This window comes from Clostridium chromiireducens (assembly GCF_002029255.1).
GTDB classification, from domain to species: domain Bacteria; phylum Bacillota; class Clostridia; order Clostridiales; family Clostridiaceae; genus Clostridium; species Clostridium chromiireducens.
In genome coordinates, this window is record NZ_MZGT01000058.1 from 1 (window position 1) to 25,557 (window position 25,557).

The 25,557-nt window shown below is 30.9% G+C and carries 18 protein-coding genes; 6 read left to right on the forward strand and 12 right to left on the reverse strand.

What is annotated here, in order from left to right; genetic code table 11:
- Window positions 1-402: 402 nt before the first annotated feature.
- Both CLCHR_RS18085 and CLCHR_RS18090 read right to left on the reverse strand, forming a co-directional pair.
- A complete protein-coding gene (locus tag CLCHR_RS18085) occupies window positions 403-1,017 on the reverse strand; it encodes a sugar O-acetyltransferase (RefSeq protein ID WP_079441311.1) in 615 nt (204 codons plus the stop codon).
- 187 nt (window positions 1,018-1,204) lie between these two features.
- On the reverse strand, window positions 1,205-2,116 hold the full coding sequence (locus CLCHR_RS18090; RefSeq protein ID WP_242966147.1) for a polysaccharide deacetylase family protein: 912 nt from the start codon (window positions 2,114-2,116) through the stop codon (window positions 1,205-1,207).
- A 388-nt stretch (window positions 2,117-2,504) separates the two neighbouring features.
- Here CLCHR_RS18090 and hcp point away from each other — a divergent pair, with 388 nt between their 5' ends.
- Complete coding sequence (gene hcp, locus CLCHR_RS18095; protein WP_079441312.1) at window positions 2,505-4,151, forward strand: hydroxylamine reductase; 1,647 nt, start codon at window positions 2,505-2,507, stop codon at window positions 4,149-4,151.
- 110 nt (window positions 4,152-4,261) lie between these two features.
- On the opposite strand, the gene CLCHR_RS18100 is transcribed toward hcp, so the two are convergent.
- Window positions 4,262-4,678, reverse strand: a complete 417-nt coding sequence (locus CLCHR_RS18100; protein ID WP_079441313.1) for a flavodoxin — start codon at window positions 4,676-4,678, stop codon at window positions 4,262-4,264.
- A 324-nt stretch (window positions 4,679-5,002) separates the two neighbouring features.
- Here CLCHR_RS18100 and CLCHR_RS18105 point away from each other — a divergent pair, with 324 nt between their 5' ends.
- Complete coding sequence (locus CLCHR_RS18105) at window positions 5,003-6,235, forward strand: FprA family A-type flavoprotein (RefSeq protein WP_079441314.1); 1,233 nt, start codon at window positions 5,003-5,005, stop codon at window positions 6,233-6,235.
- A gap of 263 nt (window positions 6,236-6,498) precedes the next feature.
- Here the strand turns inward: CLCHR_RS18105 and CLCHR_RS18110 are convergent, their stop codons facing one another.
- From CLCHR_RS18110 to CLCHR_RS18120, 3 genes are all read right to left on the reverse strand, one after another.
- Window positions 6,499-7,689 (reverse strand): oxygen-binding di-iron domain-containing protein, encoded by a 1,191-nt coding sequence (locus CLCHR_RS18110; RefSeq protein WP_079441315.1) that lies wholly within the window; start codon window positions 7,687-7,689, stop codon window positions 6,499-6,501.
- 264 nt (window positions 7,690-7,953) lie between these two features.
- The gene (locus CLCHR_RS18115; protein WP_079441316.1) at window positions 7,954-9,177 is read right to left on the reverse strand and encodes an NAD(P)/FAD-dependent oxidoreductase; all 1,224 of its coding nucleotides are present in this window, start codon (window positions 9,175-9,177) and stop codon (window positions 7,954-7,956) included.
- Between the two features lie 133 nt (window positions 9,178-9,310).
- Window positions 9,311-9,544 carry a DUF2249 domain-containing protein gene (locus tag CLCHR_RS18120; protein ID WP_079441317.1) on the reverse strand — a complete coding sequence of 78 codons (234 nt, stop codon included), beginning with the start codon at window positions 9,542-9,544 and terminating at the stop codon, window positions 9,311-9,313.
- A 316-nt stretch (window positions 9,545-9,860) separates the two neighbouring features.
- On the opposite strand from CLCHR_RS18120, the gene cooS reads away from it, so the two are divergent.
- On the forward strand, window positions 9,861-11,789 hold the full coding sequence (gene cooS / locus CLCHR_RS18125; RefSeq protein WP_079441318.1) for an anaerobic carbon-monoxide dehydrogenase catalytic subunit: 1,929 nt from the start codon (window positions 9,861-9,863) through the stop codon (window positions 11,787-11,789).
- 204 nt (window positions 11,790-11,993) lie between these two features.
- On the opposite strand, the gene CLCHR_RS18130 is transcribed toward cooS, so the two are convergent.
- The 4 genes from CLCHR_RS18130 to CLCHR_RS18145 all read right to left on the reverse strand — a co-directional run bounded on the left by CLCHR_RS18130 (window position 11,994) and on the right by CLCHR_RS18145 (window position 17,964).
- Entirely contained in the window at window positions 11,994-14,555 is a 2,562-nt protein-coding gene (locus CLCHR_RS18130; RefSeq protein WP_079441319.1) for a RyR domain-containing protein, read from the reverse strand.
- A 57-nt stretch (window positions 14,556-14,612) separates the two neighbouring features.
- Complete coding sequence (locus CLCHR_RS18135) at window positions 14,613-15,368, reverse strand: DUF438 domain-containing protein (RefSeq protein WP_079441320.1); 756 nt, start codon at window positions 15,366-15,368, stop codon at window positions 14,613-14,615.
- Between the two features lie 414 nt (window positions 15,369-15,782).
- A complete protein-coding gene (locus tag CLCHR_RS18140) occupies window positions 15,783-16,742 on the reverse strand; it encodes a methyl-accepting chemotaxis protein (protein ID WP_079441321.1) in 960 nt (319 codons plus the stop codon).
- A 319-nt stretch (window positions 16,743-17,061) separates the two neighbouring features.
- Window positions 17,062-17,964 (reverse strand): LysR family transcriptional regulator, encoded by a 903-nt coding sequence (locus CLCHR_RS18145; protein ID WP_079441322.1) that lies wholly within the window; start codon window positions 17,962-17,964, stop codon window positions 17,062-17,064.
- A 255-nt stretch (window positions 17,965-18,219) separates the two neighbouring features.
- Between CLCHR_RS18145 and megL the strand changes: the two genes are divergently transcribed.
- From megL to CLCHR_RS18160, 3 genes are all read left to right on the forward strand, one after another.
- The gene (megL, locus tag CLCHR_RS18150; RefSeq protein ID WP_079441323.1) at window positions 18,220-19,419 is read left to right on the forward strand and encodes a methionine gamma-lyase; all 1,200 of its coding nucleotides are present in this window, start codon (window positions 18,220-18,222) and stop codon (window positions 19,417-19,419) included.
- Window positions 19,420-19,535: 116 nt separating this feature from the next.
- Window positions 19,536-20,105 (forward strand): flavin reductase family protein, encoded by a 570-nt coding sequence (locus tag CLCHR_RS18155; RefSeq protein ID WP_079441324.1) that lies wholly within the window; start codon window positions 19,536-19,538, stop codon window positions 20,103-20,105.
- 74 nt (window positions 20,106-20,179) lie between these two features.
- Entirely contained in the window at window positions 20,180-21,769 is a 1,590-nt protein-coding gene (locus CLCHR_RS18160) for a nitrite/sulfite reductase (RefSeq protein WP_079441325.1), read from the forward strand.
- Window positions 21,770-21,917: 148 nt separating this feature from the next.
- Here the strand turns inward: CLCHR_RS18160 and CLCHR_RS18165 are convergent, their stop codons facing one another.
- Together CLCHR_RS18165 and CLCHR_RS18170 are read right to left on the reverse strand one after the other, a co-directional pair.
- On the reverse strand, window positions 21,918-22,679 hold the full coding sequence (locus CLCHR_RS18165) for a SagB/ThcOx family dehydrogenase (protein ID WP_079441326.1): 762 nt from the start codon (window positions 22,677-22,679) through the stop codon (window positions 21,918-21,920).
- A 245-nt stretch (window positions 22,680-22,924) separates the two neighbouring features.
- On the reverse strand, window positions 22,925-25,411 hold the full coding sequence (locus tag CLCHR_RS18170) for a CoA-disulfide reductase (protein ID WP_079441327.1): 2,487 nt from the start codon (window positions 25,409-25,411) through the stop codon (window positions 22,925-22,927).
- Window positions 25,412-25,557: the final 146 nt, after the last annotated feature.

The window sequence follows — 25,557 nt, forward strand, 5'->3', positions numbered from 1 at the left end:
TCTTATAACTATCTATTTATATATATAATTCTACATATTTGAAAAATTTCCTCCATCATTTTTCAAAATATTCAGTATTTTCAAACAATTATTATAGTACTACTTTCTATATCATAAAATGAATATATCTTAAGCCAAATTATGACTATAAAATTTCTCGTTGAAATTGAATTTGCATATGCAGCATTATCTTCACCATCACTATATACCACTACCCTATTAACACGATTTCTGCAATCATATTACAAACGAACCTTTAACTAAATAACCCTGGTCATAATAAAAGAAACAGCATTCTGTTAATTGCTGCTTCTTTTATTTTTCAATTATTTATAATAATTAAACTTGCTATTCATTTTTTAAATCCTTTACAGATTATACTTGCTGATTTATGAAACGTAACTAATCGTTGTAATCATCAACATCAAACTCGTTGTTTTTATAATAATATTTGCGATCTTCTTCTGTAATCTCACGAATAACCTTGCATGGATTTCCTACCGCTATAACATTATCTGGGATATCTTTAGTAACTACACTTCCTGCTCCAATAACAACATTATTTCCAATATGAACTCCAGGATTTACAACGACGTTTCCACCAAGCCAAACATTATCTCCTATTGTTATACCAATTCCATATTCATATCCAGAATTTCTCGAATCAGGATGTATTGGATGTCCTGCTGTATATAGAGAAACATTCGGTGCGAACTGCACATTTTCACCTATGGTCACCTTTCCAACATCTAATATTATGCAATTATAATTAGCAAAAAAATTATTCCCAATTTCAATATTTTTACCATAATCACAGTGAAAAGGCTGCTCTATTAAAACTTTATCACCAGTTTTCCCTAATATTTCTTTAATCAATTCATCCATTTTATTTACTTCATCTGGAGGAAGTAAATTATACTCATGTATTTTTAACTTATTTTTTATTCTTTCTTCTCCAAGTCCATCTAACCACGCTTTATATGGCAATCCTGCTAACATTCTTTCTTTTTGATTCATTCTCTACTCCTCTTCCCTTCTCCTATCTTATTTCTATAACCATTTCTTAAGCACTTTTCCTTCATTCCCTCATAATCTGTTTCACCTATAGTGCATTATATTTAGTTTTTCCATCATAATTTATATCATATCATAAAACATGTAAATTAAATTTATAAATAGTACAATCCAATTCTCACTCATGGTTTTACTTCTTTATTGGAAAATATAGTTCTTTTGTTTCTTCAGTTATTGTTCTGAATTCATAGCCCTTTGATTTATAGTATTTTATTATTCTAGGAAGAGCTTTGCATGTATTTTGATGATTATCTGTGCAATGCAAAAGCAATATACTGTTATCCTTTTTTTCACTTCCATTTATAGCTTTTAAGTATAATTCATCTGGTGAAGTTTTAGGTTTTAAGCCATCACTGTTTTCTAAATTCCAATCGTACACCTTAAAATTCCTCTCATGCAGCTTTTTAAGAAAACTATAACTTAAGCGTTTATGACTCCCCCCTGGAAACCTAATTATATTAGGCGAAATTCCAACAACTTTGTTTATTTCATTCCTGCAAGCTACCATTTCTTTAATAAAGTTGTTTTCATCGCTATAAATTTTCTCATAATTATGAGTATAACTGTGAAGACCTATACTATTCCCTTCATTATAGATTCTCTTCACCACTACTTCCCTACCTTTAATCTGGTTTCCAATCAAAAAAAATGTTGCCTTCACTCTATTCTCTTTTAATATATCTAGAACCGTACTTGTCACTTTAGAACTTGGTCCATCATCAAAGGTTAAATATATTATTTTTTTCTTACTTCTTGCAAAATTCTTATCTTCTTCAACTATTTTACTTGATTTAGGTGTAGTTTTCGCATTAGATTCTTCATTTCTATTGGGGGTGGCCTTTTCCTTATTTTCATCAGAATTTTTGCTTAATTCACTATTAGGTTTTTGATTTATTTCTTTCTCGTCTACTTCTTCATATTTTCTTTCTGATTGTTCATTATTGGATTGATTTTCAGGTGAAGACATACTTTTGCCAAATGTACAGCCAATAAGTAGCATAGTAGAAGCAAGGATCAAAATATATTTTAATTTACTTCTCATAATAATACCTCCAAACGCAACTTGCTTCTTTATATTAATTAATCTACATGTCTTATTGTTTGTTTTTTTACCTTCTTTTATTTGTGGTAATTTAAAACACATTGAGCCGCAAATAAATTAATGATCCCTGGTAAATTGGAATCAATTGGTCTTGGATTTATAGTTATGTCTATTTCTTCCACTGTATTTAAAACTCAAATATTGCCTAAATCATCTATATTGTCAAAATATCATATAGTCACAATCAATATTCTGATAAACTTCTACCTAATTATATGGTTTTTTTACGTTATTTTGTATTTTATAATATTATATTGTATTTTTATCCAAACTTACTGTATAATATATCTATATCATTATTTATGTAAATATGAGAGGAGTTTTTATTATGACAGAAAAAATGTTTTGTTATCAGTGTGAGCAAACTGCTGGAGGTAAGGGATGTACCAAAATAGGCGTGTGTGGAAAGACGCCAGAAATCGCAGCAATGCAAGATTTATTAATTTATCAATTAAAAGGAATCAGTGTGTATGCAAAAGAACTTTTAAACAAAAATAAAAAGGTTAACATTTCAATAGCTTCTTTTGTCGAAGACTCTTTATTTATGACATTAACAAATGTTAACTTCGATCCTAAATCACATATTAATCAATTAAAAAAATCTCAAGAAATTAAAGAAGCGTTAAGAGAAAAAGTTAAAGGTGAAAACATAACTTCACCTGAGGCATTATATAACCTAAGTGATTCTAAAGAATCTATCCTTGAAGACGCTGAAAAAGCTGGAATAATGTACGATGAAAATTTAGATCCCGATATACGTTCTCTTAGAGAAACAATAAAATATGGTTTAAAAGGAATTGCTGCTTATTCTCATCAAGCTAGATTTATAAAATATACTAGCGATGAAGTAAATGACTTCTATTTTAAAGCTTTAGCTGCTTTAACTGATAATAGTTTAACTCTTGAAGATTTAATTAAACTTGCAATGGAAACAGGTACTATGAGTGTTAAGATTATGGAAGTTTTAGATACTGCTAATAATACTACTTATAGTTCTCCATCACCTACAAAAGTTAATGTAAATGTGAAAAAAGGTCCATTCATAGTAGTTTCAGGTCATGATTTAAGAGATTTAGAAATGTTACTTGAACAAACTGAAGGAAAAGGAATAAATATTTATACTCATGGAGAAATGCTTCCTTCACATGGATATCCTGAATTAAATAAATATTCTCATTTAGCAGGTAACTTTGGAAGTGCATGGCAAAATCAACAAAAAGAATTCGATAATATACCTGGTTGTATTTTAATGACAACAAACTGCTTAATGAGACCAAAAGATTCGTATATAGATAGAATATTCTCAACAAGTGTTGTTGGATTTGAAGGTATTAAACATATAGAAAAAGATGAAAATGGATATAAAGATTTTTCTGAAATAATAGATAAATCACTTGACCTCGGCGGCTTCACAGAAGACGAAGAAGTTAAAGAAATTTTAGTAGGTTTTGGACACAAGGCAACATTAAGTCATGCTGAAACAATTATAAATGCGGTTAAAGACGGAAAAGTTAGACACTTCTTCTTAATAGGTGGATGTGATGGAGCAAAACCTGGAAGAAATTATTACACAGAGTTTGCTGAAAAAATTCCTAATGATTGTATTATTCTTACTTTAGCATGTGGAAAATATCGTTTCAACAAGTTACAATTTGGTGAAGTTGCAGGACTTCCAAGATTACTTGATGTAGGACAATGTAATGATGCTTACTCAGCAGTTAGAATAGCTTTGGCTTTAGCTGATGCTTTTAGCTGTACAGTTAATGATTTACCCCTATCAATAATATTGTCTTGGTATGAACAGAAGGCTGTATGTGATCTACTAGCGTTACTTTCATTAGGAGTAAAAGGAATGTATCTTGGACCAAGCTTACCTGCATTCATAACACCTAATGTATTAAATTTCCTAGTTGAGAATTTTGATATTAAGCCAATCAGTACTCCTGATGAAGACTTAAAGCAAATATTAGGGTAAACGATTATTTAGGACAATCATTTTAGCTGTCTAAAAATCAATAAAACTCCATAAAAACTTAAACCATACACATACAGAGATATCCTGCTTGTGTATGGTTTTTGCCATTCTTATTTTGCAATTAATTTTCCAAAACTTATGCACCTATCTTCATCTTCACCTTCTGGAGACTCTTGAACTGTTAATCCTTCACTTATTAATATAGCTCCATATGATTCCATTCTCTTTTCCCATTCAGTCATCCATTCACCATTCCCCCATCCCCAAGAGCCAAAAAGTGCAACTTTCTTTCCTTGTATCTTTCTAGCTAATGATTCAACAAATGGCTCCATTTCACTATCATCTAGTTCCTCAGATCCATAAGCTGAACATCCTAAAATAATTATTTCTTCATTAATTACATCATCAATTGATGCTGATGATACTTCAATTAATTCAGCTTTTTTCCCTTCTGACTCTATTCCTTGTAATATTAAATTTGCCATTTTTTCTGTATTTCCAGTTTGACTAAAATATATAATCTTCATAATAAATTCCTCCTAAATATTATTCTCTTTTCTACAATTTAAGTTTTTACTTAACTTCTGACATTATTATAGCTTCATTCCTCTTAATAAAATGTGACTGAAATCAAAATTCAATAAATTTCTTTTACTACATATAAATGCGCACTCAAAGATTAATATTTCTATGTAAAATACTTAATAATAATCAAATTTATATAATCTATAAATATTTGATTTGAATCATATTTTTAGTAACCAAATAGTTATAAGATAAAGCTAAAGAAAGACAACAATCAAAATTAATTTGAATATATGAATAAAATAAAAGCATGGAGGATTTATATTATGGAAAAAAATATTATGTTAAATGAAAATACATATTGGGTTGGTAAGGTTGATGACAGAGATGTGCCTTTCCATAGATTGACTTTAACTAAAGGAACTACTTACAATAGTTATTTATTAAATACTGAAAAACCTACAGTAATTGATACTGTTGATATAAGCTTTGGAAGAGAATTTGTACAGAACTTGAGTAATATAATTGCGCTAGATGAGATTAAATATATTGTAATTAATCACACAGAACCTGATCATTCTGGTGCTCTTGGAAGCTTGGCAGCTAAAGCAAAAAATGCAGTAATTGTATGTACAGAGCCAGCTGTAAATGAGCTTAAAGAAATGTATAGACTTCATAGTAGAGAATTTTTAGTTGTAAGTGATGGTGATACTTTAGATATAGGAGGTAAAATTCTTAAGTTTATGCAAACACCATATCTTCATACAGAAGAAACCATGATAACTTACTGTGAAGATGATAAAATTTTATTCCCTTGCGATATTTTCAGCACTCATATTGCAAATTATGAATACTTCAATGACTTAGCTAAAGAAGATATTAAGGAAGATTTTACTGTTTATTATAAATTGATAATGCATCCTCATAGAAGATATGTTCAAGAAATGATTGAAAAAATCAAAGATCTAGACATAAAAATCATAGCTCCTTCTCACGGATTTATTATTAGATATGATGTTCAAAGCTTTATAGATATTTATGATAATATGAGCAAGAGTACAGATCAAAGCAAGAAAGCATTAGTTTTATATTCTACTATGACAGGTAATACAAAAAAAATCGCAACTATTCTTAAGGAAAAATTTGAAGAACAAAATATAACTTCAGAAATCATGGATGTAAATAAAGTTCCAATGGAAGAAATAATAAGTGCTATTAACGAAGCTGATACAATCTTCTTTGGAAGTTCAACTAGATATGGGGACATGATTGGAAATATGGAAGAGGTACTAAAAAACCTTAAAACTCTGAACTTAGAAAGCAAGCTAGGTGCAACATTTGGGTCATATGGTTGGAGTGGTGAAGCTATAGAAGTTATACAAGACTACTTAAACGAAAGTAATCTAAAAGTATTAAATACTTCTGATATAATTAAATCTACTGGCATGACTGATATAGAATTACCACTAAGAATCAGATTTTCCTTAAAAGAAGATAGCTTAAAGAGCATTGATAGATTAGTTACTTATACTAGTGATTTATTACTTAGTGCAATTTAAATCAAGTGAAACTAGATTCAGGTGGAGTTTGATCTCCATCTGAATCTTAGTTGAGCTTACCTAGGGTCGTGCCACTGTTATCCCTCACTTAAGCAGAGAACCTAAATCTATGATTTAGTGTGAATCTCTTACTCCTATGACGTTAGAAATAGGAGTTTCATATATGGGTGTTACAGTGGCTAGACATCAGATAAGACACATGAAAATAAATAACAAGTCCAAAATAGCTTAAAAAATGGACTTGTTATTTTTTATGCCTAATTTTATAATTCTTCTAACATTTTCTCAGCAAAATTCTTTCCAAAGGTTATACACTCTTCAAGCTCTTCGTCATTTGGCATATATTTTAGCTTTATTCCTTTGTCAATAATTTTAATTTTAGCTTTTGTTAAATAATCAGTAATAATATCTGTTGATTCACCGCTCCATCCATAGCTGCCAAAGGCTGCACCTACTTTTTCATTAAACTTTAGTCCAATTAAGTCTTCGATAAGAGGCAGTAAAGAAGTTAAGATTCCATTATTGACCGTCGATGATCCAAGTATTATTCCCTTTGCTTTAAAAACTTCAGCCAATACATCACTTTTATCTGAAGTAGCAACATTGAATATTTTATACTCTATTCCTGCTTCTCCTAAACCTTTACCTATGAATTCAGCCATCTTATGGGTAGCTCCCCACATTGAGTTATATGCAATTACTGCACTTTTATTTGATTTACCGGCTGCCCATTCATAATATTTTTCTACTATCATCATGGGATCTTTTCTCCAAATTATGCCATGAGCTGGGGCTATCATATCTACAGGTACTCCAAGTTTTTTAAGTTCATCTATTTTTTTTGTAACTAGTCTGCTAAAAGGAGTAAGTATATTTGCGTAATATTTAAGAGCTTCCTGATTAACTTCTGTTTCATCTACTTCATCATTGAAAATGCTTGAAGATGCATAATGCTGTCCAAAGGCATCATTAGAAAACAATATATTCTCCCCAGTAAGATATGTAAACATACTATCAGGCCAATGAAGCATAGGAGCCTCTATAAATACAAGATTATTTTTACCTATATTTATCTTATCCCCTGTGGAAACAACTTTAAAATTCCATTCTTTATGGTAATGCTTTTGTATTGACTCTAAACCTTTTTTTGAGACAAAAACTGTTGCATTAGGAATGTATTCCATTAATGCAGGTAATGCTCCTGAATGATCAGGTTCCCCATGATTCATAACTACATAGTCGATCTTTGATATATCAGTTATCTCACTTAAATTTTCAAGAAATCTATCCGTTAAAGGTTCCCAGACAGTGTCTATAAGAACTGTTTTTTCATCTTTTACAAGATATGAGTTATATGTACTTCCTCTATGTGTAGATAATTCATTTCCATGAATATGCCTTACTATCCAGTCAGTTGCTCCAACCCAATATACTTCATCTCTAAGTTTCTTCATGTTATCTCCTCCAGTGGTAAAATTTCACTCCATAGATTCTATAAAATGTATAATTCAAACCATAATATGCGCATTTTTCTGCTAGATTATACTTATTACAATTAGCACCTAAACCATGAACAAAGTGGCTGCGCCAGATCTAATTAATGATAAATGGCGAATAATGAATGATAAAAGTTGAAGCTTTGTCTATTAGTATTTATATTAGTTCTACACAGATTTAGGTTATTATACTTTCCTTGTAGAAAAAAAGCAGCTAGATTTCTAGCCGCTTTCTTTGTTACCAAGGATTTCAATAAATTTGTCTATTGAATATTTAGCTGATGTATTAAAATTAACTTCTATTTTACTTTCTATAAGACTTTTGATGACCATAAATTTCTTATTATCACCTAATACGATAGTTCCAACAATATGATTGTTACGTATAAATATCTTATAATACTTATGTTCATCCTCTAATACTTCAACCAATGAATCTACATCTTGATCTCCTTCAATATCTCCCATTGAAAACACAGATATTCCAAAGGCACTTAATGAAGTTACTGGTGGTAACGGTTCGAAAATCAAACCCTTACTACATATATTTGCTCCTGCAATTTTTCCCTGCTGCATTGCCATGCCCCATAATCCATAAATTCTACCGTTAAACTCTGAAACATCTCCTGCGGCAAATATATCATTTATATTAGTCTCCATTTTGTTATTTACTACTATCCCCTTATTCACCTCTAAATCAGTATTTTGTACAATTGAAACATTAGGTCTAATTCCAGTAGAATAAATAACCATGTCACAAGCACCTTGCACTCCAGACTTTGTTATAAATCCTTCAACCTTTTCTTCTCCAAATATTTCTTGTACTTGAGTATCTAACATCACTTCAATGCTTTTAGCTTCAATTGATTGTTTTAGCTTATCTGATGCAAATTCATCTAACTGACGAGGCATTAAACGCGAAGCAAATTCTGCAATGATCACTTTTTTTCCACCTTCAGATAGTACATTAGCAATTTCTAAACTCTGAACTCCCCCGCCGATAAGCAGCACTGTCTTAACATTTTTTAAATATCCTAAAATTCTTAAAGCTCCATCTAATGTTCTTAAGTCAAACACTCCCAGCTTATCTATACCTTTAATTGCTGGTATAATATTACTTGCTCCATTTGCCAAAAGTAGTTTAGTATAAGATATGCGAGTTCCATCTTCAAGAGTAACTTCTTTATTTTCTGAATCTATGCCTGTAACCTTATTATCAGAATGAACCTGAATATTATTATCTTTATACCATTGCTTTTTTTGAATTAAAAGTTTTTCTTCCTCCAAGCTACCTAAAAGTCCCTTGGAAATTTTAATTCGATAGTATGGATAAAATTTTTCCTCACCAAATATGATAATTTCACTGTCTGCTCCCGCTTCACGTATTGCTTTAGCTGCTGAAATAGCTGCAATACCACTTCCAATAATGACTACTTTTTCTTCCAAGAAAACCACCTCTTTTTTGTTCATAAAAAATATATGAATGTCCTAAATTAGGTTCCTTTTATTATACCTATCAGCTCGCTATATTATACTCCAAATCAATTTAAGATTATTTAATCCTATATAGAAAGGCCTCCTATTTCTTTGTAATAGCAACTCTCCACACCTCAGGCCCTTGTTCAAGATATTCCCACTCAAATTGCTCCGGAAGTTCCATTATAAACTGATAATGAAGAGGACGAGGATCATGATCATTTATAAGCTCCATCTTTTCACCATACATTAGCCCCTCGAAAGTTTTAAAAATCATTGGGTGTTTCTCCTTTGGTTCATATATTCTAGCATCTACAGTCGCAGTATAATTTGACATAATTAATTCCTCCTAAATATCTTTATTGGTTATTAAGATTTATTTCACTCTTGAAACTATTATAACTTTCTTTAAGTAAATAAAATGTGATTAGAATCAAATAAGATTTTAAATATTAATAAATACATTTGTTTATTATATCTTCTTATTAATTCTCCAATCCCTCTATTTCTTCCCAACCAAGAAATTATATACATAATTAATTTCTCAATTGGAAAAGTTATTATAGATATTAATATACGTATGAAAGAAAATAATGGATTTTTACTTCTATAACTTTCCTTTCATATACCAAAACTGAAGGAGTGGAATTTTAATGAGCGAAAAAATGCTAGAGGAATTAGAAGGATTTAACGGAAGAGTAAGCTATCATGATTCTGTAGAGGAAATGGTAAAAAGAATAAGGGCCGATAAATTGTCCAATGTATTTGACAGATATGCTGCGCAAGAAAAGATACGATGTACTTTTTGTCTTAAAGGGGTAAGCTGTCAGCTCTGCTCAAATGGCCCTTGTAGAATTAATGAAAAAGGTGGTCAAGATAAAGGTGTCTGCGGAATAGACCCTAATGCCATGGCAATGAGAAACTTTCTTCTAAAAAACATAATGGGTGCTGGTACATATAGTCATCATGCTTATGAAGCTTTTAGAACGTTAAAAGCTACTGGAGAAGGAAAAACTCCATTTAAAATTACTGATGTAAATAAATTAAAATGGATGTGTGAAAAAGTAGGAATTGATACAAATCAAGAAGTCAACCAAATGGCAATTGATTTAGCAGTATTACTGGAAGACCAACAAAAAATAGATGTAGAAGATAAAAATGTTATGGTGGAAGCTTTTGCCCCTAAGAAAAGAAAAGAGATATGGAGAAAATTAGCTATATATCCAGCAGGTACAGTACATGAAGAACAAAACTGTGTAGCCAGCTGTCTTACAAACGTAGATGGAAGTCATGTCTCACTGGCAATGAAAGCTCTTAGACTTGGTATCGCTACAATTTATAATACTCAAATAGGACTTGAAATGGTTCAAGATATACTATTTGGAACTCCTACTCCACACGAAGTTAATATGGATTTAGGAATTATGGACCCAGATTATGTAAATGTTGTATTTAACGGTCACCAACCTTGGCCTGGAGTTGCAACAATATTAAAAGCAAGAACAAAAGAAGTTCAAGATATGGCAAAAGCTGCAGGTGCAAAAGGTCTTAGGATAGTTGGTTCCATAGAAACAGGTCAAGAACTACTACAGAGATTTGAAATGGATGAGGTTTTCGTAGGGCATATGGGTAACTGGCTTACTATAGAACCTCTACTTGCAACTGGTACTGTTGATGTTTTTGCAATGGAAGAAAACTGTTCTCCACCAGCAATAGATATGTATGCTGAAAAATATCAAGTCACTTTGGTATCTGTAAGTACTATAATTGATTTACCAGGAATAGAACACAAAATCCCTTATGATCCTTCTGAAGTTGATAAGATGGCTGATAAGTTAATCGAACTTGCTATCGAAAACTTCAAAAAGAGAAAAGATAGAAAAATTGAGCCACTAGTTCCAAAGAAAACTCAAAAAGCAATAGCTGGTTTCTCTACTGAAGCTGTTTTAGGTGCTCTTGGAAACAAACTTGATCCATTAGTAGATGTAATTGCTGCTGGAAAAATCAAAGGAGTGGTAGCTCTTGCTAACTGCTCAACTTTAAGAAACGGTCCTCAAGATTCTATGACTATAAACCTTACAAAGGAACTTATAAAACGTGATATATTAGTAGTTAGTGGCGGATGCGGAAATCACGCTCTTGAAGTAGCTGGACTATGTACAGTTGAAGCTGCAAATGAGATGGCTGGAGAAGGTTTAAAAGAAGTATGTAACTTGCTAAAAATACCTCCAGTATTAAGTTTTGGTACTTGTACAGATACTGGAAGAATCTCTATGCTTGTAACTGCTCTTGCAGATCACTTAGATGTTGATGTAGCCGATCTTCCAATAGCTGTTACAGCTCCAGAATGGATGGAACAAAAAGCAACTATAGATGGTATTTTTGCATTAGCATATGGTACTTATACTCATCTATCTCCTACACCTTTTATGACAGGTGCTCCGGAGTTAGTTGAACTTTTGACTGAAAAAGCGAAAGATGTAACTGGTGGTAAAATAGCCTTAGGTGATGATCCTGTTGAAGTAGCTAAAAATATCGAAGCTCATATCCTTGCAAAAAGAAAAGGTATGGGATTAAGCTAATATATTTTTATGAGTAAAATTCATTATACATATAATTAATACCTTAAGTTAAACATTTGTACAAATTAATCTAGTTATTCAAAAGATTCAAAAAAACTTCTATTTACGGTTATTTTAGTTCTCAATAAAATATCTAGCCTAAAAGTTACAGAAAAGAGATATTTAATTCCTATCCTTCAAAATTAAATATCTCTTTTTTTAATGTTAAGATTGAGTTTCACAGTAACACAAAAATTTTAATCTTTCCATTTTAAAGTTCGCTTTTGCTAGTATTTCTGGCCAAACTTTTACCATTTCGTATATCTTATTTTTCTTATCATCTGATAAGTTATCCCACTTCACAACGGAAGGGTGCGTTTTTTTTCTATTATCTATAAAATCCCCATACTTCCAGCCCAATTTTTTCTTATACTTATACCAACTTGTATGTTGATTTTTAGCTAAGATTTCTAATTCCTTAGCTGTAAATTCTATAAAGGGTTCACTTTCTTTAACAGATACAATGTCATAGTTTATTTTAAGTAAATCATTAGGAATATTTTTCGCTTGATGCCTAATGGAATCTTTAAGCTCTTCATTTAGTTCCTGCCATGGAATTATATCATCTAAGTATTTATCTTTATTATGTTCATAAATAGACATTGCAAGATTTTCGATTTTCTCACTATAGAATGCATCATGCATTAAATGACGCAGAAATTGTTCTTCATCTACATGAAGCTTTAATTGTTCTTTAGATGGTAAATGTGATTGTTCCCACTTTTTTGCATTTGTCAGCATGCTCATTTCAAGTATTGCTTCCATAGATCTTGATTCATGTTTATATCTCTTTATTTTAAGTAATGCTCTAAGTACCCCATCATCAATTTGAGCTTCTCCAGCTTCATTTATAAGATGTGATACCTTACGTTCTAACAGTGAACGTAACAGCATCGCTCTTCTAATTATAAATAAATGATCCCACTTTTCATCAGTTTGATTAGGTCCTAAGATGTTTACATAACCTCTTAATCTACTTATAAAGTCTGGCCCTTTAGCTCCTTTAAACTCAAGCAAAAACTTTTTTTGTTCATTTTTATCTTCGAAATCTTCTCCACAAAATTCTCTAAATGTACTACTTGTTCCACCAGCAAATACAAAAATAGCCTTTCCTATAGGATGAATAGAATCTCCTTCTCTAAATACACCATCCTGCATAGGTGCTAAAAAATATTTTAGCCATCCAAGTTTTCCTTCAAGGGCAGAATCAAATTCATCAAAAAACACTAATGGAATTTTCCCTTCCAACACTATATCTCTTACTTTATGAAATGCATTAACCAAGTCTGCTTGTGTTCTAAATTGCGATAAATTAAAATCCAGCTTTTTAATTACATTTGATGCTATGCTGTTAGCTACTTCAACTATACCAAAAGATTTCCCCGATCCCGGTGTGCCAAATACTGCAATTGAAAGAGGTCTAACGGTATTTTTAGTAGATATGTATTCTAACATAAGATTTTTAATACTCCTATAACTTTCTATCTCCGCTTTATCTACTGTTGTCAAATTCCCAAATTGCGCTATTGGAATAGATTGTAACGCACTTTTCACTCCATTTTTAACTATATCATAAGCTATTTCAGCTAAATTGGTAGAACTTTTATCCTTTAAAATATACCAACAAGAACGACAATCAGAATTATGTGAAATAGGCACTAGTACGTCTTGTACATGCTCCTTCTGTACAAAATCATCTTCTTTTTCCATAAATATTATAGAATTAGGATATACGTATTCTTCGATATTTTCTCCAAAACCCTCAACATAATATTTCTGTGCTGAAACAATTCCTTGACGTACTCCACTACCTATGGACTCATATAACTCTTCATTATCTTGACTTCCCGAAACAATTGCGCTCGCAAGTCCTGCCACAAAACAAGAAGTGAGCCCAATCATTTTGCCTTGTGAATCTTTAACCAAACTCCCCTCAAATCCATAAGGCAGAAAAAACAATCTAGTTTCAGGTACATTATCATTTCTATAATAGATTGCACCTTCAAGACCAAAAGGTATTATAAGATGACGGCATTTTGAAAGAAATGCAAGATTAGGATTATTACTAATTTGCCAAACAAAATCTTGTGCTGTTCTCTCCCATGAAAGACTTTTACTTATGTTAACACCTTTTGAACGTAAATCGTCACCGTTAATAATAACTATTGTCTTTTCATTATGAAACTTTTGAAGATGTTTCCAAAGTTCACTAGTATCAATAGGATTATTCATTTTATATAATACAATTGGTGATGTTTGAGTTGACTTTAAAGCCAAAGGCCAAAAATCCTTACTAAAATTAAAACCATTATTTTCGTCATCTAATATAATCATATCTGCGTTCATATCGTCGTTCATAATAGGAAGAAGCCTTGTCATACCTGACATAGCTGCGGTAAATCCCATTAAACGCTTTATTCTATAAACTTTTGTGCCATTACTTTTACCATCAATTTTAGAAAAAACATCTAGTTCTGCAGTAGAACTAAGAAATTCTCTTTGCCAAACCCCTTCTATATCACGTATTTGTGGAGCAAGTACAGATGCATCTGTAGAGAGTTCTACAAGTTTCGATAGAAGCAATGCTTCTCCTGGTTTTAAAGTATTATGCACATTTAAATGTGTCTGCCAGTTTAAGCCATTATTAATCTTAGGATATGTTACCCATTGCAGTGCATTTATACATATGTCACCTGACACTGCAATTTTATATTTTTTATGTTTCATATTCAGCTCCTTATAAAACTATTCTGATGTGATTATTTAAAAAATACGTACCATAAGTTATTCTTTAGGAGTAAAGCCACAGTATCCTATTTCATCACATCTGCTTTTCATATCATCCCATATTTCGTTATCTTTTATAGCTTCTATTGCTGTAGGGTATAAAATATAATTTTCCTTGAATATGTGATCTCTTAAGTTAAATATTATATATTTTGCTGTATCATCAACTTTTTCTTTTATTTCCTTAAACTCAGATTTAGAAGCATTTTCAGCTATTTCTTTTAAGAACTTCTTCTTCGCTCTTAAATCATCATGTTCCATTCTCATTATTCTAGTTGGACCAGTAATTTTTCTCTCTTCCATCTCTGAAAACAAAACTTGTTCTTCTCTTAAATGATGCTTTTCTGCATCTAAAATGTTATCAATAACAGTCCTCAATACCTCAAATTCTTTTGCGCAGCTATCATAATTATCTGATTTTTGAATTCTCGAATTAATCTCCTCAAGTTCTGTTAAAAATCCAAGAATTTTCTCATGCTCAATAATAAATGTATCAACAACATGCCCTGGCTTAATTTTTGTTTTAATCTTATCAAGTTCACCTTTTAAAACTTCCATGTGAATATCACAAAGATGCCTTAAATCTTGTGGATTCATTCCTTTTTCTATTAAATTTTGTTCCGCAATTGACAACTCAATCGGATTTATATCTGAAACAATCTCTAAAGCTTCTTTTCTTAAATTATCTGTTACTCCATGCTTATTTAATTTTTCTAAAACATCAGTTAAATTTTTAATTTTTGTAGTATTCATTTCTAATTCCTCCTACTTTGCTATTTTATTTCTATGTCCTAATTCTATTCGAATTTCATTAATAAACATGTGATTCAAATCAAAATCAAAAATATTTTACTAATGATTGAATTATGTTCAAATACCTTCCCATAAACATTAGTACTAAACTTATTAAGTTTGTTAAAAAATTTAGCTATATAAATTTCACCTCAAACGCAATTTATAAGTATGGTCACACACTTATAAATTGCGTTTGAGGTGAAAATTCATTTCATTATGACAGTCTTATAATTTATTTGTTATACTTCTTTTGAATAAATTACAGATAGATTTAGAGCAAGTATTACAACGCAATACATATATTTCTCTCTGGTATTTTTTAAACTAAAGATTTCAGTTTCTTTGCAGTGTACTACGTCTCCTTGAACAATTTTATATTACCTTTTTACTATAAGATTCTAATTGTATTTTCGTTTCTTCTAATTGTCTGTCTACAATGCTTGCTTCTTCTATGTGATTTGTTATAGTTTTTGATGTCACTTTTAAAATTTCATCGACATTTATTATTTCTTTACTCATATTTTCAATATATCGTTTTTGATTTGTTAAAATTTCTATTACTTCCCTTACTTCCTTCTCAACTTTCCCTATAGAAGATAAGCTTTCTTCTATCTTTTCTGCCGCATTTACTGATGCATTAACCCCTTTTGCAATAACTTCTTTAGATTTATCCGAATTATTTATGACAATCTTTGTTTCATCTTCTATATTACCTATTAACACTGAAATATCTTTAGTACTTTGCTTAGTCATTTCTGCCAGATTTCTTATTTCACCCGCAACTATTGCAAACCCTTTCCCTTGTTCTCCAGCCCTTGCTGCTTCTATTGCAGCATTTAAAGCCAGTAAATTAGTTTGATTTGCTATATTCGTTATTAACTTTACAACCTCATTAACTTTGCTAAAACGTCTTGCCAATTCATTTATGTTTTCAGTGTTATTCCTATTCTCATCTTCTAAAGACTTTACCACTTTGACAATTTCCTCAATAGCACTTTTACCCTCATATGATTTATTAACTGTATCTTTTGTAATTTCTATAAGATTATTCCCCTCAAAATATAATTTATCAGTCAAGTCATTAGTATTTTCTGTCAAATTAGAAATCTCATTCATATGTACCTTTACTTCATCAGCAAGCCTTCCTAAAACATCATGTTGATCATCTACTCTATGATGTTGTTTTACAATACCTACTAATAACTTACTCATTTTCTGAATAAAATTATTAGTATTATCTTGTAATTTTTTTGTCTTTATTATTTCTTCTCCACCATCCATTACGTGCTTATTTTCTAAATCTTTAATTTTCTTATTTCTAAATAGGTTCATTCAGTTTCCTCCTAAGTCTTTATATATATATTAAAAATTCCTTAACTTGTATCTTATATTATTTTTATATCTTGTTCTTTCATTCTTGCCCTGAGCTAAATAGAACCTTCTATTACGATAGTTAAATCTACCTCTTAATATGATTTTAAGCTAAAATATTCAAAAAGAATGTGATTTAAATCATATTTCACTAAATTTTCAGTAATTGTAAATCTATAGGGTGTAAAATATTATATATTCCTCAATTAGAACCAAAGATCTAAACTTTAAATCAAGTTAAACCGGGCATTGCTGTTAATTATATGATAAATTACTTGTATTAAATACAATTTTCATTTTTTGCGTTTAAGCATTTTAATTCCTCTATAAATGCATCCATTGCCGATGTCAGCCATTTATTTCTATGATACAATATTTGTGTCTTCATGTTAAAGATGCAATCTTTTAGATCTAACTTCACTAACTCACCTTTATTCAATTCATTTTCTACGGTCATTACAGGTAATAAAGTAATTCCTAAATTATTCATAACGAATGTTTTAATAGTTTCTATACTTCCTATCTCTAATGCTAAATGAGGCTTCAGATTTTCTTTACGAAACATTTCTTCAAAAGCACCTCTATAACTGCAGCCTTTTTCAGTAAGAATTAATGGTACGGATGTAATATCCTTTAATGTGAGTTCTAATTTATCTTTAAGTTTATTTAATGGGGATACTAAAACAGCCATATCTTCATTACAGCACATACAGGAAATAAACTCTTGATCTTTTATCAGTTTACCTAAGGTAAAGATTAAATCAACAACATTATTTTTCAACATCATCTGCAAGTCAGAACAAGTTCCTATTTTAATTATCACCTCCACCTCTGGGTACTTTATATGAAAGTTTTTAAGTAATTCTGGAAGCTTAATTGTGCAAAGTGATTCAACAACACCAATCTTTAATATTCCTTTTGGTGTATCTCTATCAGCTACTGCTTCCTTAGCTTCATTTACAAGATTTATAATATTTTCAGCATATTCAAGAAAAATTAAACCTTTTGATGTTAACTCCATATTTCGTCCTATCTTTTCAAACAACCTTATTCCTAATTCTTTTTCTAAAAGTTGAATTTGTGTCGTAATTGTAGATTGAGCATATCCAAGATCCTCTGCCGCTTTTAAATAGCTCTTTAAGTCTGTAATTTTACAGAATGTTATTAATTGTCTAAGTTCCATATTGCACCCCACGCATTTATACTTCAATTATTTTGAATTAATACTTCAAATAATTCAATTTTACTAATATATACTGTTATGCTAATATAAAATCATTAAAAATTCAATATTTTTATATAAAAAGCAATACTAATTTAACAGAAATATTCGTAATTGAAATTATATAAATAGTTGCTTTCTAAATTTCTGTATAAACGCTAAAAGTTTTAAAACATAAATACAAGTGTTATGAGCAACTAAAAGGGGGATTTAAATTTGAATAAAGAAGTACTTAAAACCTTAGGATTTTCAACAAAAGCAATACATGGTGGTAATAGAAAAAATGATGTTGGTTCTGCTGCAACACCGATTTATCAATCCTCTACCTTTATATTTGATTCTGCAGAGCAAGGTGGAAGAATCTTTTCAGGAGAAGAAGCTGGATATAGATATACTAGATTTGGAAATCCAACAAATGAAGTTCTAGAAGAAAAGCTTGCATTACTAGAAGGCGCCGAGGCATGTGTTTCAACTGCTTCTGGCATTGGAGCCATATCTACCGCATTATGGACGATTTTAAGTGCAGGAGACCATGTAATATCCTCTTCTACAATTTATGGTGATACTTCAGCTTTTTTAAACAATGGATTAAAAAAATATGATGTGGAAGTTGATTTTGTAGATATGTCCGATCCAGTAAATGTATTAAAAGCTATAAAACCAAATACAAAAGTTGTTTATATTGAAACTCCGGCTAATCCAACATTAAAACTTAATGATATAAGCGTTATATCTAAAATAGCCCATCTAAATCAAAATTGTATTGTCATGGTTGATAATACTTTTTGCACCCCTTATATTCAAAGACCGCTTGAATTAGGTGCTGATGTTGTTTTACATTCTGGAACGAAATTTCTAAATGGTCACGGAGATGTGGTTGCGGGATTTATTCTTGGCTCAAAGGAATTTATAAATGAAGCTAAGCTTGGAGTCCAAAAATTAACGGGAGCAATCTTAAGTCCTTTTGATTCTTATTTATTAATTAGGGGTTTAAAGACATTACCAATAAGGATGGAAAAGCACTGCTCTAATGCAATGGCAATCGCTGAATTTTTAGAAAAGCACTCCGCTGTTGAAAAAGTATATTACCCTGGTCTAAGGAGCTTTAGTCAATACGAACTTGCAAAGAAACAAATGAATTTACCAGGTGCCATAATTGCTTTTGAGCTTACTCATGGAATAGAGAGTGGAAGAACTCTAATGAATAACTTAAACTTATGTAGGTTAGCTGTGAGCCTAGGAGATACAGAGACCTTAATACAACATCCAGCTACTATGAGCCATGCTGTGTGTTCAAAAGAAGAAAGATTATCAGCTGGAATTAGTGATGGTCTTGTTAGGTTGGCCGTTGGTCTTGAAGATGCTACAGATATAATCAAAGATTTAGAACAAGCTCTCGACTTAATAGCTATGTGATTTATATCACGGCACTAAAATCTCTTATATTATAAAGTTGAATAGTTAAATAAAATAATTTACTAATAATACACAATTAAGGCACATGAAAATAAAAACTTTAGGAGGACTTTGAATTGGAAAAAATAAATGTTGATTATAAAAAATTGTATTATGGATTCCCAGTTATACTTATAAGCTTTTATGACAAAGATGGAAATCCAAATGTAACTACTCTTTCATCATCATATACCCTAATGGATATGGTGATTCTTGGCTTTGGCAGTAATGGATATGCAGTTAATCAGATTAAGGAAGTCAAAGATTTTGTAATAAATGTACCTGATAAATCTATTATGAAAGAAATAGATCTTTGTGGTGCTAAATCAGGACATGAATATAAAAAATTTGATATGGTTAATTTGACACCTGTTAAGTCAAAAATAATAAACGCTCCAATTATCGAAGAGTGTTCAATTGCTATTGAATGTACTTTAACAGATGTAATAGAAAGAGATTACTATCGTGGTATTACCAATATTATAGCAAAGATTAAAGGTAGATGTATTTCAAAAGAGTATATAGATGCCAGCGGTCAACTAAAATATTCTGAAGTTGATAATGTTTTATATGTCGGAGATGACAAAAATAAGGTGTACAGATACACACAAAGCGGAATATCTGATGACGCCAAATCATTCTTATAAAATTTTTAGTAATATATTCTTAAAAATTTGTGCTTATTCTTTATCCTAATTAAAATTACTAAGGAGGAAATTAAATGTCTTATGAAGCAATTTGGACTAAGAATCAAAGATTAAATGAAGTAGAAATTATAAAGCTTGAAAAAGATGGTTTAGATGTAATTGAAACCATAATAGATAAATATTCAAAGGAAGGTTATGCGTCTATAACACCTGAAGATATGAATAGATTTAAATGGGCTGGTGTTTATGAGCAAAAGCCAAGAGAGGGATATTTTATGATGAGAGTACGTATTAATTCTGGAATAATGACTTCAGAGCAAGCAAAAGTTTTAGCAGGAATTGCTAAAGATTATGGACGTGGAATTGCAAATGTTTCTACAAGAGGAGCTATACAATTTCATTGGGTTCAAATAGAAGACTTACCTTCTATTTATGAAAGACTAGAAGCTTGTGGATTAAGTCCTTTTGAGGCCTGTGGCGATTGCCCTAGAACAATAGTAGGAAATCCTCTTGCTGGTATTGATAAAGATGAACTTATGGATACAACTGAACTTGTAGAAGAAGTAAATAATTTCTTTTTATTAAATAGAGATTTTTCTAATTTGCCTAGAAAATTTAAAATATCTATATCAGCTAGTATACACAATGCAGCTCATGCACAAATTAATGATCTTGCATTTACTCCAGCAGTTAAGAATATTGATGGCAAAGATGTAATAGGCTTTCATGTATGGGTTGGAGGAGGCCTTTCAGCCAGCCCTCATTTAGCACAAAAACTTGATATTTTTGTTAAACCAAAAGATGTGCTTAAAGTTGCTGAAGGTGTATGCACTATTTTTAGAGATTATGGGTATAGGGAAAAACGTACTCGTGCTCGTTTAAAATTCTTAGTAGCAGACTGGGGATCAGAGAAATTTAAAGATAAATTGATAGAATTCACTGGAGATATGCCAACTAGTGGTGAAGATAAATTATCTACTTGGAATGCATCGTATTACTTTGGAGTACATCCTCAAAACGAAGCTGTAAAAAGCTATATTGGTGTTAGTTTACCACTAGGCGAAATTACTCATGACCAGCTTTTAGAACTTTCGGATGTTTCAGAAAAATACGGAGATAGCAAGATAAGAACTACACTATCACAAAATTTAATTATTACAGGTATAAGCGATGAAAACATACCTTCGTTATTAGAAAAAGACATATTTAAACAACTATCTCCATCTCCAAGTATCTTTACAGGATACACGGTTTCTTGCACAGGTAAAGAATTCTGCAATTTAGCCATTGTTGAAACAAAAGAGCGTGCTAGAGAAGTTATTAAATATCTTGATTCTAAAATAAAGCTAGATACGCCAATACGTATCCATTTTACAGGCTGTCCTAACTCTTGCGGGCAAAAGCATATAGCTGATATCAGTCTTCAAGGGGCACTTGTAAAAACTGAGAATAGCTGCGATGAAGCTTTTACTCTATGGCTTGGCGGCACACTAAACAATGGTGGACAGTTTGCAGAAAATCTAAACTGCCGTGTAAAATCCACTGAGGTTCATATAGTCCTTGAAAAGATAATAAACTTCTTTCAAGAAAATAAGTTAGAAAAAGAAAACTTCAATGAATTTATAGGTAGAGTCGGAATCGATGAAATTAGAAATATTATTTAAAAACTATTTTTTGTAGTAGTGCAATGATTAAAACGACTGAATATGTACATAAACTAGCGCAATTATTTCAAGCAAGAAATTAATAACAACATATTTAATATTCTAAGCCGATGAGATGTTAATACTTATCTCATCGGCTTTATTTTTATTATTCTTGCTTTTTTCCAACAGCTGCAAGATATACTATAAACTCTTCATCTCCATCTAATCGTAAAATATTGTCTACCATCTTTTGATCGTATATTCCTATTGCACAAGTTCCTGCACCAATAGATTCACTAGCTAAGTAAAGATTCTGGCAGACATGTCCTATATCTATTAAGATTTTTTTATGTGCAGTAATATCGAACTTCCATTCTGAACGATATGGAATAGTGCTCCATGCAAACACCACTGCTGCCTTTTTAGTGAAGTTAGGCACAAAAGGCTGATCTAACGTGATTTCATCTACTTTATTATCCATTTCATCTAGTTCAAACATAAATAAAAGTGTATGATCTTCTGGTAAATACCTGTAAACTCCTTTCTGTATTCCATCCACTCCCATAATAAATAAATATGTTTCAAATGAGTGAGTAGCTCCACTACAAGGAACTGTTCTTAGAGTAAGTCCAGCATTGTTCGTTCCGGTAATACCCTGTGTAGCCCATAATAGATATGATAATTCCTCTAGACTCATCTGTTTCTCAGCATAAAACCTTGTACTTCTTCTCTTCCTTATGCACTCGTAAATATTAGAATTTGTTACAGTTTTTTCACTAGGCTTTGGTAGAATAACTATTTTGGAGTTCGAATCATAGGATTTAATACTCGCCGGCTTAGGTATTCCATTCATTTTATCAGTTTTTATATTTTTGAATTCATCAAAGTTAGATTTTAAAAAATTTCTCTGCTTCTCATATCTTGCCATAAAATTTCTCCTATCTTTATTCTTTGCAAAATATATTACTATAATATCAAAAAGAAGTATGTACCATAAGTTACGGTTTTTAATTTCACCGCTAAAAACAATTACTACTACAATGTTGATATTATAAAGCAACTTAATAAACATTCAAGATATACTTAATTAGATTATAAATAAAAATGCTGTTTATTCATAAAAGTAGGTAGTCTAACTTTAATTTAGACTACCTACCAAAATTTCTAACACCATTAAATAAATAGATTTAATCCAGAATCTTCTGTTGATCCTAAGTATGAAGCAACTCCACCTATTTCAACTCCATCAATAAATTCTTCTTTTTTTATTCCCATTAAGTCCATACTCATTGAGCATGCAACTACATTAACACCCATATCTATTGCATTTTTTATTAGAGTTTCCAAATCATCAACATTATGTTTTTTCATTATTTGCTTTATCATTGCAGGCCCCATTCCCATCATGTTCATTTGTGATAATGGTAATTTCCCTGGATGCCCTGGAAGCATAATATCAAACATTTTTTCCATAGTATCCTTAGCTACACTAGGTTTATTTTTACTCTTTAATATGTTAAGCCCCCAGAATGTAAAGAACATAGTAACTTCTTTCCCCATAGATGCTGCTCCTGTTGCTATTATAAATGAAGCTATTGCTTTATCTAAATCTCCACTAAATACAACCAATGTTGCTCCATTCTTTTCCACAACATTTGGTGAAGAAGCATTTTTCCTCAAAGCTGCTGATGTCCCCTTCTGAATATATGCTATGAAGGCTTTTTCTTTATTATCAAATTCAGATTTTAATAAAGTATTTCCTGTTGAATCACACCATGATTTTATGTCTTTTGTAAATCCAGGATCACTTGCTTTAACTTCTAATATATTGCCATCTTCCATCTTCTTAATTTCTTCAAATACTCTTTTTATTGGACCTGGACATTGGAGACCGCATGCATTTAACGTAATATTTGCATTTATTTCTGTTATATCTAGATCTTCTAATTTCATTACAGCCACCTCATCTTTTATTTCTTCATTATTTTCATGTTGATTTTTAATGCTTTCTTCTGCTCTTTTTACATATAGATATGTCTTTACACCACCATCTATATTTGCGCACTGTATTCCATTTTGTTCTAGAATTCTGCAAGCAACATATCCCCTAAGTCCAACTTGACAAGTAACGTATATTTTTTTATCTTTTGGAATTTCATTTAATCTGCTTCTTAATTGTCCAAGGGGAATATGAATAGAGTTATCAAAACCTCCTGTAACTAATTCAAACTCTTCTCTAACATCAATTATTAATGATCTTTCTTTGTCTAATTCATCTATTTCGTTCCATTGAATTGTTTTAACAAATCCCTCACTAATATTTGATGCATAGTACCCAAGCATATTAACTGGATCTTTTGCAGAATTATATGGAGGTGCATAACAAGGTTCAAAATCTTGCAAATCAAAGACTGTAAAATTTCCTTTAATAGCAGCTGAAAGCACATCTATTCTTTTTTCAACTCCATCAAGTCCTACACCTTGAGCCCCAAATATTTTTCCTGACTTTGGATCAAATAGCAATTTAAAAGCTATTGGGAATGATCCAGGGTAATATCCAGCATGAGAACCTGGATGAATATGAATAGCCTCGTATGCTATGCCTAATCTATTTAATGTCTTTTCGTTATTACCTGTTGTTGCTACTGTATAATCAAATATCTTCGCAACTGATGATCCAAGAGTTCCTTTGTATTCAGTATTTTTTCCACATATATTATCTGCTACTATTCTTCCTTGTCTATTAGCAGGCCAAGCAAGAGGAATCATTGTTTGCTTTTTATTTACAAAATCCATAACTTCTACTGCATCTCCTAAAGCATAAATGGTTGGGTCAGAAGTTTTCATAAATTTATCAACTACTATTGCCCCTCTTTCATTTAGTTTAAGATTAGCTTCTCTTGCAATTGTTGTTTCTGGTTTAACTCCAATTGATAATATTATCATATCAGTTGTAATTTCTTTTCCACTGCTTAATATTATCTTTTTACCTTTGTTTTCAAAAGCTGCTACTCCATCTTTTAATATTAATTCTACATTTTTATCTATTAAATGTTCATGAATTATACTTGCCATTTCCATATCTAGAGGAGCCATTACCTGGTCACCTGCTTCTACAAGTGTGATATTTATTCCTCTAGCATGAAGATTTTCAGCCATTTCAAGCCCTATAAATCCACCACCTATTACAGTTGCGTGTTTAGGCTTATAGTTATCTACATAAGATTTAATTTTATCTGTATCTGGTATATTCCTTAGAGTAAATAAATTATCACATTCATTTATTCCTGGTATTTGTGGTTTAAGTGGCGCTGCTCCAGGAGATAAAACTAAAACATCATAGGTCTCTTCATATTCCACATCTGTTTTGTGATTTTTTATTTTAACTTTCTTATTTTCTTTATCTATACTTATAACTTCATTTAAGTTTCTTATATCTAAATTAAACTTGCTGCTCATTTCTTCTACTGTTTGAACTATTAATTTTCCTCTTTCATCAATAGTTTCTCCTATATAATATGGAAGTCCACAATTAGCAAAAGATATGTATTCACCTTTTTCCACCATAATTATATCAACATTTTCATCTAACCTTCTAAGTCTAGCTGCTGTAGATGCACCACCTGCAACGCCACCAACAATAATAATCTTTTTATTCATAAGAATCTCTCCTTTTTAATTTACGAATTAATATATAAATTATAAACTTCTATTTCTTTTAAATTTATATAGGATATATTCATTAACCTTAGTTCATTAATTAAATTAATGTTACTTCAAGTTTAATTAAAATAATTATTATTGTC